The organism is Paenarthrobacter sp. RAF54_2, from assembly GCF_052113945.1.
Classification (GTDB): domain Bacteria; phylum Actinomycetota; class Actinomycetes; order Actinomycetales; family Micrococcaceae; genus Arthrobacter.
In genome coordinates this window covers 261,507-280,206 of record NZ_JBFRDV010000001.1, presented here as the reverse complement: position 1 = coordinate 280,206, position 18,700 = coordinate 261,507, and the positions used below count along the sequence as shown (strand labels likewise).

The window sequence follows — 18,700 nt, the reverse complement described above, 5'->3', positions numbered from 1 at the left end:
CCTCATCCATTTTAGCGCCCATTTCCAACCGTTCCCTTTGAGTGCCCTGTGAGAACGCCGATACCGGGGCCTGGGCCACGTCGAAATGGTCACGAAACAGCGGCTGAATCAGTGTTCCGGCCGCTGGTTCGGTAGGCTGAACCTTGTGACTTTTCCAGTAATTGGCGTTGTTGGCGGCGGCCAGCTCGCACGCATGATGGCCCCGCCCGCTACCGCTCTAGGCTTCGAACTACGCGTTTTGGCTGAGGGCGAGGACGTTTCGGCTGTCCCCGCCGTGGCCAACGCCCCCGTTGGTGACTACAAAGACCTGGACGCTCTCCTTGAGTTCTCCAAGGGCGTGGACGTCCTGACGTTCGATCACGAACACGTTCCCACGGAACATCTGCGTACCTTGATCGACGCCGGCGTGAACGTGCAACCCGGACCCGATGCCCTGGTCAATGCGCAGGACAAGCTCGTGATGCGTGCGGCCATCGATCGCCTCGGACTGCCCAACCCGGAGTGGGCCGCCGTCGACTCCGTAGAAGAGTTGGTGGCGTTCGGCGACAAGATCGGCTGGCCCGTAGTGCTGAAGACGCCGCGTGGCGGCTACGACGGCAAGGGCGTCCGCATCGTTGACTCCGCCGATGATGCCGCTGGTGCTGCCGACTGGTTCCAGGCCATGAGTCCCCTGCTTGCAGAAGCAAAGGTGGATTTCAGCCGCGAACTCTCGGCCCTTGTGGCCCGCACGCCCAGTGGCGAATCGCGGGCATGGCCCGTAGTTCACACCATTCAGGTTGACGGCGTGTGTGACGAAGTTATCGCCCCCGCCCAGAACATTCCACTCGAGGTTGCTGCTGCTGCCGAGGGGGCTGCACTACGCATCGCCAACGAACTCGGCGTTACGGGCGTCATGGCCGCCGAGCTCTTTGAAACCCCTGGGGTTGGTGCTGGGTTCCTCATCAACGAACTCGCAATGCGCCCGCACAACACGGGGCATTGGACGCAGGACGGATCGATCACCAGCCAGTTCGAACAGCATCTGCGTGCGGTACTGGACCTCCCACTGGGCGCCACGGATGCTGTGGCCCCGGTATTTGTCATGAAGAATTTCCTGGGTGGGGACAACCAGAATCTCTTCGAAGCCTTCCCCATGGCCTTGGCTTATGAACCGGCAGCGAAGGTGCACTGCTACGGCAAGTCCGTGCGGCCCGGCCGAAAGATTGGGCATGTGAACCTGGCTGGCACCTCTACCTCGGAGGTAGATTCCGTCCGCCAACGCGCCACGGCAGTAGCCAACATCATCCGTGACGGCCGGATGCCCGCACAGACCACCCACGAGGAGACCGAATGACATCAGCATCAACAGCCCCGCTCGTAGGTCTCGTTATGGGCTCCGACTCCGACTGGCCCGTCATGGAAGCCGCCGCGGACGCCTTGGCTGAGTTCGGCATCCCCTTTGAAGCGGACGTCGTCTCGGCGCACCGCATGCCCACTGAGATGATCCGCTATGGCCAGACTGCGCACGAGCGCGGCCTTCGCGTCATCATCGCCGGAGCAGGCGGGGCCGCCCACCTTCCTGGAATGTTGGCTTCAGTCACTCCCCTGCCCGTCATCGGCGTCCCGGTTCCATTGAAGACACTGGACGGCATGGACTCACTGTTGTCAATCGTGCAGATGCCTGCCGGTGTGCCGGTTGCCACTGTTTCCATCGCCGGTGCCCGCAACGCAGGACTCCTTGCTGTACGGATGCTCGCCTCCGGCACAGACGAACTCGCAGACCGCCTTCGCGAAGACTTGCTCAAATTCGCCCAGGAGTTGAACGACGTCGCCACCAAGAAGGGCGAAAACCTGCGCCATAAGGTTGAAGAGGTCTTTTCCCCAGCAAATGCTTCCGCCCGGAGCAGCCACTAGGACGGCAGCGGATGACCACCATGCACAAGAACCCAAATCAGTCCGGCGCCGCCCTGACTGATCCAGTCCGCTATCCATCCGGGGCCAGCGCCCCGGTGCGGACCAAACGCGCCTTCGTGCTGGTCCTCCTCACGCTCTTCATCCCCGGCAGTGCCCAGATCGTGGCAGGTGACCGCAAGCTGGGCCGCCTCGCCCTTCGCGTCACACTCACTGTGTGGGCCCTGGCTTTGCTGACGCTCTTGATTGCGCTGGTGAACCGGAGCATGCTGCTCAGCATCGTCACCCATCCCGTGGGCTCGCTGTTCATCATCGTTGTCCTCGTTGCCCTGGCTTTGGGCTGGGCCTACCTGTTCCTGAACACCTTGCGGATCATCCGGCCCAACCTGCTGGCGCCCGGGATGCGGCCCATCATTGCCGTCGTCCTTGCAGTAACGACAGTTGTGGCCAGCGGGTCATTGGGCTACCTTGCCTACGTGTTGAACGTCAGCCGCAACGCGATCGGCAGCATCTTCAACGCGGGCCCTGCCATCGATCCCGTGGATGGCCGCTATAACTTCCTGATGATGGGCGGCGACGCCGGTGACGACCGCACAGGTCGGCGTCCGGACAGCCTGTCGGTCATCAGTGTTGACGCCAAAACGGGTGAAAGTGCCATCATTTCCGTTCCCAGGAACCTGCAGAACGCACAGTTCAGCGAGGGATCCCCCATGCGGAAGATCTACCCCGACGGCTATAACTGCGGCGATGAATGCCTCATCAACGCCGTCAACACCGAGGTCACCAATAATCACAAGGACCTGTACCCGGGCGTTGCCGATCCCGGCGCCCAGGCAACACTGGAAGCGGTGTCCGGGACCTTGGGTATCACGGTGCAGGCCTATGTGCTGGTGGATATGGACGGGTTCGCCAAGCTCATCGACGCCATGGGCGGCATCCGCATCAAGGCTGGCGGCTGGGTACCTATCAGTGGTCCCGTGACTGACGAGGCCAACGGGATCCACGGCATGCCCGATGGCTGGATCCCTGCCGGTGACCAGCACTTGGATGGCTTCCACGCCCTTTGGTATGGCCGTTCCCGCGAATTCGTTGACGACTACGCCCGTATTGCACGCCAGCAATGTGTACAGCAGGCCATGCTCAAGCAGCTGGACCCGGGCACGTTGCTGACCAAGTTCGAGGACATCGCCAACGCAGGCACCAAGGTGGTGGAATCCAACATCTCCTCCGCGCAGCTGGGAAGCTTCGTGGACCTTGCCTTGAAGTCCAAGAGCCAACCGGTTAAGCGCCTCACTATTGGCCCTCCCGATTTCGAGGCCTCGTTCTCCACAGTGCCGGACTTCGACCTGATTCACTCCAAGGTCCAGGAACTGCTGACCTCCCAGGACAGCCCCAAGGCCGACGACTCCATGGTGTCCAACAATGGCAGTGTGGGTTCCAATGTCGCGGCAGCGGGCCCAGTCCCCGGCAGCTTCCCGGCCGCCATGCCCGCGGGCCAGCAGCCCTCGCCGTCGTCCTCGGACTTCACGCCGGTGACCACCACGCCGGACGGTACGCCCATCACGGAAGAACTGCTCAACGGCCTCAAGGCCCAGGGCGACGAGCAAGGCATCCGGGATCTCGTGGCAACCAATGGGCAATGCGCCCCGCTGTAGCCTGCAGCAGCACCACCACCTCACGTTCAGCGCGACGATAAGGACTTTCCTTCGTGTACCAGATTGAGAATGTTTTGCGACCCTACGCGTGGGGTTCGACGACGGCGATTGCCGGCTTGCTGGGGCGGCCCGCGTCAGGTGGTCCGGAGGCAGAAATGTGGATCGGCGCCCACCCTGATTCCCCGTCCACAGCCATTCATCCAAATGGGGTCACGCAACCCCTTGACGCCCTGATCGCCTCGGATCCTACCCATTTCCTGGGAGCCGACAGCCTTGCCGAGTTCGGGCCCCGGCTTCCCTTCCTCACCAAGATTCTGGCCGCAGAGCAGCCACTTTCTCTGCAGGTGCACCCTAGCTTGGAACAAGCACGCGAAGGCTTCGCCCGCGAGAATGCCGCAGGGATCCCCGCCGATTCCTCCGAACGCAACTACCGGGACGATAACCACAAGCCGGAGATGATTTTTGCACTCACGCCGTTCCGGGCATTGTGTGGGTTCCGCTCCCCTGCAGCAGCCAAAGGTGTTTTTGAGCACCTTGCCAAAGTGCTGGACTCCGCCGCGGTGGAGGTCCCCGCAATCATCAGCGGCGTAATTTCCGACCTCAGCCTGCCCAATGAATCCGAAGCCCTCAAAGCTGCCTTCACACGCCTGATCGAGGGCGGCAGCGAGGTCTCGGATGCCATTCACGAGGTAGAGGCCGTCCTGCGTGCAGGCGCCCCGCAAGAGCCCCACGAAGATGCGCTGGCGGCAATGCTGGGAATCAACGAGGCTTTCCCCGGCGATCCTGGTGTGCTCATTTCCCTTCTCCTTAACCACCTTTCCCTGCAACCAGGCGAGGCCGTGTACCTGCCGGCCGGCAACGTTCACGCCTACCTTCACGGCCTGGGTGTGGAAGTCATGGCTTCCTCGGACAATGTGCTGCGCGGCGGACTCACCCCCAAGCATGTGGACGTCCCGGAACTGATCAAGACCATCCGCTTCGAATCGATGGGTGTGCCCCACGTTGAAGCCAGCGGCACGGAGTTCGGCCAGGAACTATACCGCCCGCCGTTCAAGGAGTTTCAGCTCCAACGGATCGAACTTGGCCCGGGTGCCGAACCGGTGCCGCTGGCACAGTCCGGTCCCGCCGTCGTCGTGGTTGTTGCCGGTTCCGTGGTGCTCGACTCGCCCAAGAGCGACCTCCCGCTGCAGCGAGGCGGCGCCGCCTTCATCCCTGAGGTAGAAAGCCCAGTGAATGTTCATCCTGTGCAAGGCGCCACCGGTACGAGTATTGCCTTCGCCGTGACCACAGGATTGGGTAAGTGAGCGTGGACTTCTTTCTGCAGACCCCCGCTTGGGCTGAGGTCCAGCGCTCGCTCGGCCGCCGGGTCCATGAGCAGTCAGGTCCCGGATGGAGCTTCCTCGCGATAGAAGAAAAGAACCCGGCGGGCAAAGTCATCTACGCCCCTTATGGGCCTGTAGCAAAGTCCGTGGATGCCTTCGATGCCGCGACGGCGGCCTTGGTGGAATTGGCGAAGAAGGAACGTGCCGTCTTCGTGCGGATGGAACCTGTATCAGCCGGCTTCACAGCGTCCGAGGCCGATGCGCTCCTTCGTTCCCGCGGTCTGCAGCCGGCGCCTGTGAACCTGCAGCCGGAGTTGAGTTGGATCGTGGACCTTGAGGGCGACTTCAAGGACGTTCTCGCCGCAATGAAGCCGACCAACCGGAACCTCTACCGCAACATCCACAAGAAGGGCGTGACGTTCCGGGCATCCCAGGATCCCGCGGACATCAAAATTCTCCTGCACTTCCTCCACCTGACGGCAGCACGGAACGGCTTCAAGCCACAAAGCGATGAGTACCTCACCCAAGTGGCTGAGTGTTTGTTGCCCTCCGGTGCCGGAACGCTGTTCATTGCCGAACTTGAGGGCGAGCCGATCGCTGCCGCGTTCACCTACGATTCCTCGGACACCCGCACTTATGCCCACGCTGCACTGGATGACACCCATCGCAAGCTCAGCGCCGGCATTCCGCTCCTGGTCAACCTCATGGCAGATGCCAAGGAAAAGGGCCTGAAGCACGTGGACCTCTGGGGCGTGGCCCCTGAAGACCAGCCGGACCACAAATGGGCGGGCTTCACGTCCTTCAAGAAATCCTTCGGAGGCCGCGAAGTAGCCTACCCCGGCACCTGGGACCTCCCAGTGAACAAACTCCGCTACGGCGCCTACCAACTGGCCAGAAAACTCCGCGACAAACTCCGCTAGGCCAGTTCCCCCAAGTCAACACAAGGAACGCGTACGTCCACCACCCACTTTGACGCCGCCGACGCGGTGACACGCCGGCCATCCCGGCGTGTCGGACCACGTACAGCCTCAAAGTAGGTGGCGACGGCACACCCACAGGCCGACCACCCGGAAAGCACGACGGCGGCACTCGCCCGAGCGCCGCCGTCGAACCTAACCCGGAAGCGCACCTCGTGCCCCGGCTGACCACATGCACCTTCCCCGGCGACCCGGCAACGGCCAGGGCCGCGTACCGTCATGACCCTCTTTGACTCAACATTCACTGCGACACGCCCGGAATGACGGCATGTCGGAAGGCCTGCAGGATCAAAGTAGGTGGCGACGGCATACCCACGGCGGCCGCCCACCCCGGAAAGCACGACGGCGGCACTCGCCCGAGCGCCGCCGTCGAACCTAACCCGGAAGCACACCGCGTGCCCCGGCTGACCACATGCACCTTCCCCGGCGACTCACAAACAGACCCCCGACACCCAAATCCGCGCGTCCCCACCCCATTTCCGCAGCGAAATCGAGCTCAGGTGTCACCACCCCTCCCCCAAAAACGCGCGCAACCGGAGCCGGCTGGACACAAAGAAGGACGGCGAGTATCGCGAAAGCGGCATCAAATCGACGAGGTACGAGGAGATAGCCGCCGAGCGATGCTCGCCGTCCTTCTGTTAGGTGCGGAGGGGTTACGGCTTGCGCGCGTACGTCTCCCACTTGGATGCGTGGTGCTCAGCATCAACGAAGCGAACTGTGCCGGACTTCGAACGCATCACGATGGACTGCGTCAGTACGCGGTCCTTCGAGTAGCGAACGCCGCGGAGGAGGTCGCCGTCGGTGATGCCGGTGGCTGCAAAGTAGCAGTTGTCCGAGGTGACGAGGTCGTTGGTCGAGAGGACGCGGTCGAGGTCGTGTCCGGCGTCGATCGCTTTCTGCTTCTCGTCGTCCGAGGTGGGCCACAGGCGGCCCTGGATAACACCGCCGAGGGATTTGATGGCGCAGGCGGCAACGATGCCTTCCGGGGTTCCACCGATGCCCATCAGCGCGTCGACGCCGGTTCCGGACCGGGCTGCGGCGATGGCACCTGCGACGTCGCCGTCCATGATGAATTTGGTGCGTGCACCGGCTTCGCGGATTTCTTCCACGAGCGGGCGGTGCCGGTCGCGGTCCAGGATCATGACGTTGAGCTGGTTGACCTTGACGCCCTTTGCCTTGGCGATCAGGTGCAGGTTCTGCTTCACGGGCAGGCGCAGGTCCACCATGTCGGCAGCTTCAGGGCCTGTGACGAGCTTTTCCATGTAGAAGACCGCGGACGGATCGAACATGGAGCCGCGTTCGGCCACTGCCAGGACGGCAAGGGCGTTGTTGATGCCGAGGGCGGTCAGGCGGGTTCCGTCGATGGGGTCCACGGCGACATCGCACTCGGGACCGGTGCCGTCACCAACCTGCTCGCCATTGAACAACATGGGGGCTTCGTCTTTTTCGCCTTCACCGATGACCACGACGCCATTGAAGTGGACGGTGTGAAGGAACGAACGCATGGCGTCGACGGCGGCGCCGTCTGCCTTGTTCTTGTCGCCGAAACCTACCCAGTGGCCACCGGCAATTGCCGCGGCCTCGGTGACACGGACGAGTTCCAGCGCCAGGTTGCGGTCGGGTTCGTCGGTGCCGACGGCGAGCGACGGCGAAATCGTGGAATACTGCTGGGTCATTGGTGCAGGAGACACTTGAACCTCTTCTTCGAGTGACGATTCACGGGACCGGAACACGGTTGCACGAGGCAACCTGGGGTCCCTCTATGAACGATCATAGTCGCCGCATGCGTTTGGAGTCGCTGGATGACCACGGCCGGCAATTCCTGCGGTGAGGTTCCCGTTGTGTGTTCACAGCCGGGATGAGGGACTATGGAGGGGTGAGTGAAACGCAGGACAAGCCCGCTGCCGGCAACCAGCCCAAGGCCGCAGAGGCAACCCCCAACAGCGCCCCGGACGCTATGGATGCCCCTTATAAACCCGTCATTCCGGCAAAAGCCGCCAAGCGGGCCAATGCCTCTGTCATTGGCATGATCATTGCCCTGGTGCTGTGTGTCCTGGCATTCCTTCCTATTGTGTTGATGAACCCCGCTCCGAAGGGTGAGGGCTTTCGGCCCGCCGTTGACGTTGCTTCCATAGCCCGCAACGCTGCCGATGTGGCGGGATTCACACCTGTCACGCCGGAAACCGGCGACACATTCAAGCCGAACTACGCCCGCTGGGAATCCGGCACGGGAACGGGCGTGCCCACGTGGGAAGTTGGTTACCTGACTCCCAAGGAGGCCTTCATCGGCCTCACCCAGACCACCAAGGCGAATCCCACATGGGTGCTGCAGCAGACCGGCAACATGCCAGTAACCGGCACCCGTAACGCCGGTGGCCAGGATTGGGAGCTCCACGATTCCGGCAAGGACAAGCGCAGCATGGTTCTCAACTACCGCGGAACCACTATCATCCTGAGCGGCACGGCCAACCTTGCAGAGTTCGCCATGCTCGCCGCCGCCGTGGTTAAGTCTGCGGACCAAGCCGCTGCAGCGTCAGAATCTGCAGCGCCGTCCTCATAAGCACACGCGGCGCAACAGTTTTACGGCACGCCACCTCCGGGCCGTAAAGTAATCAGGTGCCTACTTATCTGACTCCCGCCCTTGCCTGGCGCCGCCTCCAAGAGGGCAACGAACGCTTTGTTGCCGGCGAATCCCTGCACCCCAACCAGGACGCCTCCCGGCGCTCGTCACTCATCGAGAACCAGAACCCCTTCGCCGTCATCTTTGGCTGCTCCGACTCCCGTCTTGCCGCAGAGATCATCTTCGATCTCGGCTTGGGCGACGCCTTTGTGGTGCGTACTGCCGGCCAGGTGATCGACGACGCCGTCCTCGGTTCCCTTGAGTACAGCATTGCCGAGCTCGGCGTTCCGTTGATAGTCATCCTTGGCCATGACAGCTGCGGAGCCGTTACGGCTACCAAGGCCGCCGTGGAAACCGGCGAGATGCCTGCAGGGTTCATTCGCGACCTCGTGGAACGCATCACGCCGTCCGTGTTGACGTCCCTGCGCAACGAACAGGAAGACGTCAATGACATGGTGGTGGAGCACGTCAAGCAAACCTCAGCGCGGCTGGCCGACAGCTCGCGTGTGATTTCGGACGCCATCGACGAAGGCCGAGTGGCTGTGGTGGGCTTGTCCTATAAGCTCGATGAAGGCCGTGCGGCCCTCGTTTCCGGGATCGGCAAGCTTTAGTGGACGGTGCTCCGGCCTTCGTGCCGGAGCACGTAGCACTCCATTCCGGGTTTTCGATGCGGCACCCAATCGCCCTAAGCTAGCCCCATGACTTCCACCACTGAGTTCCGTATTGAACATGACACGATGGGCGAAGTTCGCGTCCCCGTGAACGCCCTGTACCGCGCCCAGACGCAGCGTGCTGTGGAGAACTTCCCCATCTCCGGCAAGACGCTTGAGCGCACTCACATCGAAGCCCTTGCACGCGTCAAAAAGGCCGCTGCACTGGCGAACGCCGAACTGGGGGTGCTCGATGGTGAGCTCGCCGAGGCCATCGCCGCAGCTGCCGATGAGGTAGCCACCGGCAAGTACGACGGCGACTTCCCGATTGACGTCTTCCAGACCGGCTCGGGCACTTCCTCCAACATGAACACCAACGAGGTCATCGCTGAGCTCGCTTCGCGTGCCCTCGCCGCTGCGGGCAGCGACAAGGTTGTCCACCCCAACGACCACGTGAACGCTTCGCAGTCCTCCAACGATGTGTTCCCCACATCCGTACACGTTGCCGCCACCTCTGCCCTGATCAATGACCTGATCCCGGCCCTGGAATACCTGGCAGCATCCTTGGACCGTAAGGCCGAGGAGTTCAAGGACGTCGTCAAGTCCGGCCGCACCCACCTTATGGATGCCACGCCAGTGATGCTCGGCCAGGAGTTCGGTGGCTACGCCGCCCAGGTCCGTTACGGCATTGAGCGCATCAACGCAGCACTCCCCCGCGTCGCGGAGGTCCCCCTTGGTGGCACCGCTGTTGGCACCGGAATCAACACTCCTGCCGGCTTCCCGGAGCGCGTCATCGAACTGCTCGCAGCCGACACCGGTCTGCCGCTGACCGAGGCCCGCGACCACTTCGAAGCTCAGGCAAACCGCGACGGCCTCATCGAGGGTTCCAGCCAGCTGCGCAACATCGCGATCTCCTTCATGAAGATCAACAACGACCTCCGCTGGATGGGCTCGGGCCCCAACACGGGCCTGGGCGAAATCGCCATCCCGGACCTTCAGCCGGGCTCCTCGATCATGCCGGGCAAGGTCAACCCCGTTATCTGCGAAGCCTCCATCATGGTGTGCGCGCAGGTTATCGGCAACGACACCGCGATCGCTTGGTCCGGCACCAACGGCGCCTTCGAATTGAACGTCGGCATCCCTGTCATGGCTGCAAATCTGTTGGAGTCCATCCGCCTGCTGGCCAACACCAGTCGCGTGATGGCCGACAAGATGATCGATGGCATCACCGCCAACGTTGAGCGCGCCCGCTTCCTGGCCGAGGCTTCCCCCTCGATCGTGACCCCGTTGAACAAGTTCATCGGCTACGAGAACGCCGCGAAGATCGCGAAGATTGCCGTCAAGGAGGGCCTGACCATCCGCCAGGCCACAGAGAAGCTTGGCTTCGTCGGCGAGGGCGAAGGCAAGGTCACTGAGGCAGAGCTCGACAAGGCTCTCGACGTCACCACCATGACGTCCCCGGCTCACAAGAACTAATACTAAAAGCACGACGGCGGCCGGTACCTTTCGCACGAAAGGTGCCGGCCGTCGGCGTGCCCGGGAGTTTGCGTGCGGCTCAGCTCGCCTAAGCTCTACAAACTTTGCACTTTCTAGAAAAGAGTGCAAAACTTTACTTTGTGAGCAATAGTGCAAATATCGACGGCGGCCTCCGCGAGCGAAAGCGAGCCGCCACACGTTCGGCGATTACCGCCGTAGCCCGTTCCCTGACCGCCGAGCGGGGGCTGAACGGATACACCGTGGAACAGGTCTGCGAAGAATCGGGTATTTCGCGGCGTACGTTCTTCAACTACTTCCACTCCAAGGAAGACGCTGTGATCGGCGCGTTCTCGGACGAACTCCCCCAGGACGCCATCGAAGACTTCAATCGTGGGCCAGCAAGGAACGCAGACAGTATCTCGAGCTCTTTGCTCGCCGCCTTGCACCAGCTGACGTTGACCATCATGGAGCGTTCGGCAATCAGCCGGTCCGAGGTCCACCAGCTCATCGCTGCCATCAAAGCCGAGCCCCAACTCCTTGGCCGTATGACGCTTGAAGGCGAAGCCCGTGAGCGCCAATTCGCCGAACTCATAGCGCACCGCGAGGGCCTTTCACCCGAGCACCCCGAAATCGTCATGGCAGCGGCCGTCTTCGGAGCTGTCTCAAAGAAGACAGCGCAGCAGTTCTTCTCCGAGGACAACGTTCGGCCCTACCGCGAACTTCTGCGACAGAACCTCGGCGCAGCCCAAAAACTCTTTGCCCAACCGTTGGAAACCACACCTGCAGAAAACCCGAAGGATCACGCATGAGTACCCTTTCCAAGGCAGCCGAGCCGCTGCTGTTGACCCAGAAACGGATCTGGATCATTTTCTCGGCGCTGATCGCAGGCATGCTCCTGTCCAGCCTCGACCAAACCATCGTTTCCACCGCCATGCCCACGATTGTGGGCAAGCTGGGTGGAGTGGAGCACCAGGCGTGGATCACCACGGCCTACCTTCTGGCCACCACCATCGTCATGCCGATCTACGGCAAGTTCAGTGACATCCTTGGCCGGCGGAACCTGTTCCTCATAGCCATCGCGTTGTTTACGCTCGCTTCGGTGGGTTGTGCCTTCGCCACGGATTTCTGGGGCTTCGTGATCTTCCGTGCCATCCAGGGCCTCGGCGGAGGCGGCCTGATGATCCTGTCGCAGGCCATCATTGCCGACGTCGTGCCCGCCAAAGAGCGCGGCAAATACATGGGTCCCTTGGGCGCCATCTTTGGCCTGTCAGCCGTGGCCGGTCCGCTGTTGGGTGGATTCTTCGTTGATCACCTGACCTGGGAATGGGCCTTCTACATCAACATCCCCATCGGCATTGCAGCCTTTATCACGGCATGGTTCGCCCTGACGTTGCCGAACAAGAAGGCTGAGAAGAAGATCGACATCCTGGGTGTCCTGTTCCTTTCCGCAGCCACCGCCTGCCTCATCTTCTTCACCGATTTCGGCGGCAAGAAGGATGAAGGCTGGGATTCCCCGCTCACGTGGGCCTTTGGAGCCGGTATGGTTCTGGCAGCGTTTGCCTTCGTGATGGTTGAACGGCGTGCCGAGGACCCCATCATTCCACTAAGCCTGTTCAAGAACCCCATCTTCATCAACGCAACGGCCATTGGCTTCACGCTGGGCCTGGGAATGTTCGCGGCGATCGCCTTCGTACCTACCTTCCTGCAGATGTCCTCCGGGACCTCCGCCGCAGAGTCCGGACTGCTCATGGTGCCGATGATGGTTGGCCTGATGGGAACGTCCATCTACTCCGGCATCCGCATCTCCAAGACCGGCAAGTACAAGATGTTTCCGATCCTTGGTGCCTCACTGACCATCGCGGCCATGTTGTGGCTGACCACCCTCACGGCTGAAACTCCGATCTGGGTCATCTGCGTCCAGCTCTTCATCTTCGGCGCAGGCCTTGGCCTGATCATGCAGGTGATCGTCCTGGTTGTCCAGAATTCCGTTCCGGCAGACCAGATTGGCACGGCCACCAGCACCAACAACTACTTCCGCGAGGTGGGTGCCTCATTGGGCGTCGCCGTGTTCGGTTCCATCTTCACCAACCGCCTTGCTGAATCCTTGACCAACGCTTTTACCGGGGCAGGTGCATCTGCCGAGCAGGCCTCGCAGTCCACCAGCACGCTGGATCCACAGGCCTTGGCCCAACTGCCTGAGCAGCTTCGGGATGCAATCGTCAACGCCTACGCCAACTCGCTGGCGCCCGTGTTCTGGTATTTGGTTCCGTTCATCGCCATCGCATTGTTGCTGGCCATCACGCTCAAGCAGATCCCTCTCTCGGACACTGCCGGCATGGTGGCGCGGGGCGAGGCCGTCGGAGGTGCAGAGGCTGAACGCCTCGAAGCCGAACGCCTGGAAGCCGCTGTGGCCTCTGCCGAGGGACAAGAGCCCCGGCGGGCACCGGCTGACGCAGGCGCCAAATAGCCTAGTCCTCCACCTGGTACGCCACGGGGCCTTCGGGCTCCGTGGCAAGCCTGATGGCTTGAAGGTTTCCTTCGCTCATGTCAGGCAGTTCATCCAGGCCGAACCAGCCGACGTCGATCGATTCGTCATCGTTTACTTGAGCATCGCCGGAGACGTATCTGCAGCGGAAGGTGATGTCCAGAAAGTCGCAGATGTCGCCATTCGGAAAGGTCACCGGACCTACAACCCCGACGGCGATGATCCGCTCAGTTTCGGCCACAATCGCAGTTTCCTCGAAAATTTCCCTGACCAGCCCGGGAGCCGGATGCTCGCCTGGCTCAAGGATGCCCGTGATCACCGTCCAGTGGTGATTGTCAGCCCTTTGGCAGAGCAGCACCCGGCCATCGTCGTCGAAAACCACTCCCCTGACCGCCGGCAACCAGAGCGGGTCATTCCCGATCTTCTCCCGAAGCTTGAGGATAAATTCCGGTGCGCCCATGGCGTTAGCTTTCCTTCAATTCGATCGTGGCCAGTGAGTTGTTCAACGTGAGCACGCCGTCGTCGAGATTCCAGTGAACAGGCTGCTCAAAGAGCTTGACGGTCCAGCCCTCGTAGCTGCTGATCTGCAGCGGTTGGGTCCCGAGCCACGCTACGTCTCCAGTGGCATCGCTTCCGCGCACCGACGTAAAAGTGGAGCAACCCAGCGGACCGCCCTCGCAGAAGGGCTCCGGCTGCTGAGTCGTGAGCGGTTGGATGCTGGCCCCCGGGGTGGCATGGGGAACGTTGCCCGATTGCCCGCAGCCGGAGAGCAGCAAAGTGCAGGCCATGGTGACCCCCAGTACGGACCAAAAACTACTTCCCTGCACCGCAGCCCCCTCCAGGCGTGTTGAGCGCATCAAACCATCTGGGCTAAGCATGCCGCAGCCCGGTGAACCGCAGAACACGGGCAGCATTGCAGTTCGGCCGCAGTTGGCGCCGGCGGCCTCCGCCCTAACGGTTCAAGCAGGTAAAAGCACCATGCTCACCAGGGCTCCTGCCAGCATGAAGGGTCCGAACGGGATGGCTGAACCCAGCGTGCCGCGCCTGGACACGAGGATCACCAGGCTCCACAATCCGCCGAGCAGGAAGGCAGCGAACGTGCCCGCGAAGACATGGGTCCACCCAAGGTAGCCGAGGTAGAGTCCAAGCACCCCGGCCAGCTTCACGTCCCCGAACCCCATACYGGGTGGATAGACCAGGCGAAGCAGGAAGTAGAACAGCCACAGCACGCCGCCACCGGCCAGCACTCCGAGCCCAGGGATACCGAACATCGAGGCATCCAGCCCAGCGTCCGGGCCGCCAACGAACACCAGGACCGCAGCGCCCAGCAATAGGACGCCGCCCACCGCATAGGAGGGAAAGACGATCCGGTTCGGCAGCAGATGGCTCCGGACATCAATGATGGTCAGGCGCACCGCCATCACTACGAAGTACGCGCAGGCAAGAACCACCAGCCAGAAGCCCAGTGGGCTGGCGTCCCAGAGGTCGGCGAGTCGTCGGATCACCCTGCAGATGCTATCCCGAATTCGTCCAGGGGCCGGGTTGAACGCGTAGGTAAACTGTGGATATGGGGCGCTACAGTGCAGGTGAATCAGGTTTCGGACCGGACTTCGGGTCTGGTTTTGCGCCAGCTAACGGGCATGGCGGGCAGGCGCAGGACTTGTCCTCCACATTCCGCAATCTGTGCCGTTCTTCACCATGGAAGTGGACCAGCCTTCGTTTCGAATACCTCGAACGGCCTGGCACTGGCGCCAACATGGTCCGTGCATGGCTCAGGCGGCCCGGCGCGCTTCGTCTGGAGACTCCCGACGGAAAGCTGCTGCACAGCACCACGGGCATCAACGATTCCCGCGACGACTTTTACGTCAGTGCGACGCGACGCTCATGGTTGCTTCCGGCGCACCTCGTCACTCCGGTTTATGACGCCGCTGGCTTGGTCCGTAGGCGCCCGGAGGCGGCCTAYGGTGAACCCTCCTTTGGCAACGGACGGCTGGCTGCAGCACTGGATCCGGTGGAACTTGCCGGTAATGCGCCCGTCCCGCTGGAGTTCCCGGATTCCAATCCAGTGTCACTGGAAGAGCCCCGGGAAGTTGACCATGAGGGACGGTTGGCCTTGGAAACTGTGGTTACCCGTGGCCGAACCTACGTGCCCTTGGATCCTTCCCAACCTTTGGCCCATCCGGGACGCACGCTCATCAGGGTGGATGCAGGGACCGGGGTCTGCGTCGCCAGCCAAAGCCTGGACGGCGATACCGCAGGCAAGGGTCATTGGCTGAAGATCCTGGCCGTTGACGAATACATGCTGGACGATCTCTTCCTTGCCGAGTCAATGAACCTGACCGACGTTCGACGCCATATCTCCTGGGACATCGGCCCAGCAGCCTGACATCCCGAAGATCCACCAAGACTGTTACCAGCTCTGTGACTCGCATGCCCTCGACGGCCGGGCTAAGCTGCACCGATGACCACGCTCGCGGAAATCTGGCCGCCCTTCGGACTCACGCTCACGACTCCCCGACTGACCCTCCGTCCAGTTCTCGACGCCGATATCCCGGCTGCCGTCGCGGCGGCCCGATCCGGCGTCCACGAGCCCGGCAAGAGCCCGTTCAGCACCCCGTGGGCAGAACTCCCGGACGACGAGCTCGCACCCAACATGGCCCAGTGGTACTGGCGCTGCAGGGCCGGATTCACGCCTGACTCGTGGACACTTCTCCTCGGGGTCTGGCACAACGAGGACCTCCTGGGCGTCCAGGACATCGGCGCCAAGAACTTCAACACCCTCAAAACAGTCAGCACGGGCTCTTGGCTCAAGCAGTCCGCGCAAGGGCAAGGCTTCGGCAAGGAGATGCGGGCCGCCGTCGTGAGCTATGCGTTCGACTATTTGGAGGCGGAAGTGGCCGAGTCCGAAGCGGCCTCATGGAACAAGCAATCCCTGGGCGTCTCCCTGAGCCTCGGCTACGAACTCAACGGCCTCGTCCGCGATGGCTGGGGCGACAAAGTAGAAGAAGTCCAAAGAGTCCGCCTCACCCCGGAAACTTTCAAACGCCCCAACTGGACCCTTAAAATCCAAGGCCACGAAGAGCTGAAAACCTACCTGGGGCTGTGACGTGGAACGAAGGCGAAGGCCAGGCATCCGGCAGCGTGCGTCAAAAGCGAGGAACGAGCTAGCACGCAGAGGATGTCTGACCTTCGCCGGGCGCGGCACCTATGGGGTTAGATTTCGGCCCCTTCGAGCAGCTCCGTCACCAAGGCCGCAATCGGCGACCGCTCGGACCGGGTGAGGGTGATGTGACCAAACAGCGGATGACCTTTGAGGGTTTCGACGACGGCGGCCACGCCGTCGTGCCGACCAACACGGAGGTTGTCGCGCTGGGCGACGTCGTGGGTGAGCACGATCTTGGAGTTCTGGCCGATGCGGCTCATCACGGTCAGGAGGACGTTCTTCTCCAGGGACTGTGCCTCGTCCACGATGACAAAGGCGTCGTGCAGTGAGCGTCCGCGGATGTGGGTGAGCGGCATGACTTCGAGCATGCCGCGGTCCATGACTTCTTCCACGACTTCCTGACTGACCAACGCACCGAGTGTGTCGAAAACGGCTTGAGCCCAAGGGTTCATCTTTTCCGCTTCAGACCCGGGGAGGTATCCCAGTTCTTGGCCGCCTACGGCGTAGAGGGGACGGAAGACGATGACCTTGCGGTGTTCGCGACGCTCCAGGACGGCCTCGAGGCCCGCACAGAGTGCCAGTGCGGATTTGCCCGTGCCGGCCCGCCCACCGATGGAGACAATGCCCACTGCGGGATCCATGAGGAGATCGATGGCCAGCCGTTGTTCCGCCGAACGGCCATGGAGTCCGAAGACGTCACGGTCACCCTTGACGAGGCGGACCTGCTTGTCCGCCCCTACGCGGCCGAGCGCCGAGCCGCGGTTGGACAAGAGGACAAGCCCGGTGTTCACGGGAAGTTCCGCTGCGGCCGGGATGAAAACGGGCTCATGGCCATACAGAGTCGTGATTTCGTCTTCGCTGGCTTCCACTTCGGCTATGCCGGTCCAGCCTGAATCCTTGACGAGTTCGTTGCGGTATTCATCGGCGTGCAGTCCCATGGCAGAGGCTTTGACGCGCATGGGAAGGTCCTTGGACACCACGGTGACGTTGTGGCCCTCGTTTGCCAGGTTCTTCGCTACCGCCAGAATTCGGCTGTCATTGTCCCCGCCACGGAAGCCTGCGGGAAGGACCTCTGTGGAAATATGGTTCATCTCTACCCGGAGCATGCCTCCGTCGGCACCAATGGGTATCGCATGGTCCAGTCCGCCGTGTTCGATTCGGAGGTCATCCAGGAGCCGCAGGGCTTTGCGGGCAAAGTACCCTAGTTCGGGATCGTGGCGTTTGCCTTCGAGTTCGCTGATGACCACGATCGGGACGATGACTTCGTGCTCAGCGAAGCGCAGCAGTGCGTGCGGGTCTGATAGCAAGACGGATGTATCGATCACATAGCTGCGGCCCACTGCAGACGATGCTGTCCGTTCCCCCGATGAAACCCGTTTGGCGCGAGAGGTAGCTGCACTTTCCCCGTCAGAAACCATTGTGGGCAGTTGCTCAGAAATAGCCACATCGACTCCAGCCCCGGGCGGTCGCCCGGCCTAATGGTGAAGCGGCTCGGCCGGAAGGCCGGGCGTGGCCTCCCATGTAACTGGTGCGATAGTTCGCTCCATCTACTGGCCTCCCCGATCAGCGGGCGGTTTTGCCTGCTGATGGGATTAACGTAATCCCACTCACAGAAAATTCCGAAACCTGCGTCGGCAAGTCGCATTGCCAGCTGATTAATTCCTGGTTAACCGAAGCGCACCTAGGAGCCGAAGCGACGCTGGCGTCCGGCGTAGTCCCGGAGCGCCCGCAGAAAATCAACCTTGCGGAACGCCGGCCAGAGGGCTTCGCAGAAGTAGAACTCGCTGTAGGCGCTCTGCCACATCAGGAATCCGGAGAGCCGCTGCTCACCGGAAGTTCGGATGACAAGGTCCGGATCCGGCTGGCCGCGCGTGTAAAGGAACCTTGAGATGTCGTCCACCGAAAGTTCATCTGCGACGTCGGACATAGTCCGCCCTTTGGCGACCGCATCGCGGAGGAGTTCCTTCACGGCGTCGACGATTTCACGCCGCCCGCCATAGCCGACTGCCACGTTCACATGGATTTTTTCATGGACCGGGGTCCGGGCGGTCAGCTTATTCAGGCGATCGGCCAGGTAGTCCGGGAGAAGCTCTGGTGCGCCCATTGCGTGCACAGAGACGTCCTCGTTTTCATCCAGCCGGTCCATGGTGTTGGCGATGATGCCCATGAGCAGGTCAAGCTCTTCGCCGGAGCGGTTCATGTTGTCCGTGGAGAGCATGTACAGCGTCACTACTTTGACGCCAAGCTCCTGGCACCAGCCAAGGAACTCGTGGATTTTGTCCGCCCCGGCCTGATGTCCCTGGCTGGTTGGCGCGTTGAATTGACGGGCCCATCTGCGGTTGCCGTCCACCATGACACCGATATGCCTGGGGATGCGGTCTTGCTTCAGGGAGCGAAGGAGTTGACGTTCGTAGTAGCCATAGAGGAAACCGGGCAGCTCCACCGGACTCTCACCTGACTTC

18 protein-coding genes are annotated in these 18,700 nt (G+C 62.0%); 12 read left to right on the top strand and 6 right to left on the bottom strand.

Annotated elements, in window-relative coordinates:
* The first annotated feature begins 145 nt into the window (after nt 1-145).
* Genes AB4Y87_RS01265 through AB4Y87_RS01245 form a run of 5 tightly spaced genes read left to right on the top strand, consistent with a single transcriptional unit; the run spans nt 146 to nt 5,787 of the window.
* Nucleotides 146-1,333, top strand: a complete 1,188-nt coding sequence (locus AB4Y87_RS01265) for a 5-(carboxyamino)imidazole ribonucleotide synthase (protein WP_442002677.1) — start codon at nt 146-148, stop codon at nt 1,331-1,333.
* Nucleotides 1,330-1,893, top strand: coding sequence for a 5-(carboxyamino)imidazole ribonucleotide mutase (gene purE / locus AB4Y87_RS01260; protein ID WP_442002676.1), 564 nt, complete (start codon nt 1,330-1,332; stop codon nt 1,891-1,893). The genes AB4Y87_RS01265 and purE overlap by 4 nt, the downstream gene beginning before the upstream one ends.
* 11 nt (nt 1,894-1,904) lie before the next feature.
* The gene (locus tag AB4Y87_RS01255) at nt 1,905-3,545 is read left to right on the top strand and encodes an LCP family protein (protein ID WP_442002675.1); all 1,641 of its coding nucleotides are present in this window, start codon (nt 1,905-1,907) and stop codon (nt 3,543-3,545) included.
* A gap of 53 nt (nt 3,546-3,598) precedes the next feature.
* Nucleotides 3,599-4,849, top strand: coding sequence for a mannose-6-phosphate isomerase, class I (manA, locus tag AB4Y87_RS01250; RefSeq protein ID WP_442002674.1), 1,251 nt, complete (start codon nt 3,599-3,601; stop codon nt 4,847-4,849).
* Between the two features lie 2 nt (nt 4,850-4,851).
* On the top strand, nt 4,852-5,787 hold the full coding sequence (locus AB4Y87_RS01245; protein ID WP_442002710.1) for a lipid II:glycine glycyltransferase FemX: 936 nt from the start codon (nt 4,852-4,854) through the stop codon (nt 5,785-5,787).
* Nucleotides 5,788-6,497: 710 nt separating this feature from the next.
* On the opposite strand, the gene glpX is transcribed toward AB4Y87_RS01245, so the two are convergent.
* Entirely contained in the window at nt 6,498-7,520 is a 1,023-nt protein-coding gene (gene glpX / locus AB4Y87_RS01240; protein ID WP_431120164.1) for a class II fructose-bisphosphatase, read from the bottom strand.
* A 200-nt stretch (nt 7,521-7,720) separates the two neighbouring features.
* Here glpX and AB4Y87_RS01235 point away from each other — a divergent pair, with 200 nt between their 5' ends.
* The 5 genes from AB4Y87_RS01235 (at nt 7,721) to AB4Y87_RS01215 (ending at nt 13,057) form a co-directional block, all read left to right on the top strand.
* On the top strand, nt 7,721-8,404 hold the full coding sequence (locus tag AB4Y87_RS01235) for a DUF4245 domain-containing protein (RefSeq protein ID WP_442002673.1): 684 nt from the start codon (nt 7,721-7,723) through the stop codon (nt 8,402-8,404).
* Between the two features lie 56 nt (nt 8,405-8,460).
* On the top strand, nt 8,461-9,075 hold the full coding sequence (locus tag AB4Y87_RS01230; RefSeq protein WP_442002672.1) for a carbonic anhydrase: 615 nt from the start codon (nt 8,461-8,463) through the stop codon (nt 9,073-9,075).
* Nucleotides 9,076-9,162: 87 nt separating this feature from the next.
* Entirely contained in the window at nt 9,163-10,590 is a 1,428-nt protein-coding gene (locus AB4Y87_RS01225; protein WP_442002671.1) for a class II fumarate hydratase, read from the top strand.
* Nucleotides 10,591-10,730: 140 nt separating this feature from the next.
* On the top strand, nt 10,731-11,399 hold the full coding sequence (locus AB4Y87_RS01220) for a TetR/AcrR family transcriptional regulator (RefSeq protein ID WP_442002670.1): 669 nt from the start codon (nt 10,731-10,733) through the stop codon (nt 11,397-11,399).
* Nucleotides 11,396-13,057 (top strand): MDR family MFS transporter, encoded by a 1,662-nt coding sequence (locus AB4Y87_RS01215; protein WP_442002669.1) that lies wholly within the window; start codon nt 11,396-11,398, stop codon nt 13,055-13,057. The genes AB4Y87_RS01220 and AB4Y87_RS01215 overlap by 4 nt, the downstream gene beginning before the upstream one ends.
* A gap of 1 nt (nt 13,058) precedes the next feature.
* Here the strand turns inward: AB4Y87_RS01215 and AB4Y87_RS01210 are convergent, their stop codons facing one another.
* The 3 genes from AB4Y87_RS01210 to AB4Y87_RS01200 form a co-directional block, all read right to left on the bottom strand.
* Nucleotides 13,059-13,535, bottom strand: a complete 477-nt coding sequence (locus AB4Y87_RS01210; protein ID WP_442002668.1) for an NUDIX hydrolase — start codon at nt 13,533-13,535, stop codon at nt 13,059-13,061.
* 4 nt (nt 13,536-13,539) lie between these two features.
* A complete protein-coding gene (locus AB4Y87_RS01205; RefSeq protein WP_442002667.1) occupies nt 13,540-13,932 on the bottom strand; it encodes a hypothetical protein in 393 nt (130 codons plus the stop codon).
* Nucleotides 13,933-14,034: 102 nt separating this feature from the next.
* Nucleotides 14,035-14,580: a prepilin peptidase gene (locus AB4Y87_RS01200; RefSeq protein WP_442002666.1), complete on the bottom strand. Its 546-nt coding sequence runs from the start codon at nt 14,578-14,580 to the stop codon at nt 14,035-14,037.
* Between the two features lie 62 nt (nt 14,581-14,642).
* Here AB4Y87_RS01200 and AB4Y87_RS01195 point away from each other — a divergent pair, with 62 nt between their 5' ends.
* Together AB4Y87_RS01195 and AB4Y87_RS01190 are read left to right on the top strand one after the other, a co-directional pair.
* Nucleotides 14,643-15,461, top strand: a complete 819-nt coding sequence (locus AB4Y87_RS01195) for a hypothetical protein (protein ID WP_442002665.1) — start codon at nt 14,643-14,645, stop codon at nt 15,459-15,461.
* A gap of 75 nt (nt 15,462-15,536) precedes the next feature.
* The gene (locus AB4Y87_RS01190; protein ID WP_442002664.1) at nt 15,537-16,181 is read left to right on the top strand and encodes a GNAT family N-acetyltransferase; all 645 of its coding nucleotides are present in this window, start codon (nt 15,537-15,539) and stop codon (nt 16,179-16,181) included.
* 107 nt (nt 16,182-16,288) lie between these two features.
* Here AB4Y87_RS01190 and AB4Y87_RS01185 read toward each other — a convergent pair whose 3' ends face one another.
* Nucleotides 16,289-17,656: a PhoH family protein gene (locus AB4Y87_RS01185; RefSeq protein ID WP_442002709.1), complete on the bottom strand. Its 1,368-nt coding sequence runs from the start codon at nt 17,654-17,656 to the stop codon at nt 16,289-16,291.
* Nucleotides 17,657-17,919: 263 nt separating this feature from the next.
* The gene (locus AB4Y87_RS01180) at nt 17,920-18,681 is read right to left on the bottom strand and encodes an isoprenyl transferase (protein ID WP_442002663.1); all 762 of its coding nucleotides are present in this window, start codon (nt 18,679-18,681) and stop codon (nt 17,920-17,922) included.
* Nucleotides 18,682-18,700 lie beyond the last annotated feature (19 nt).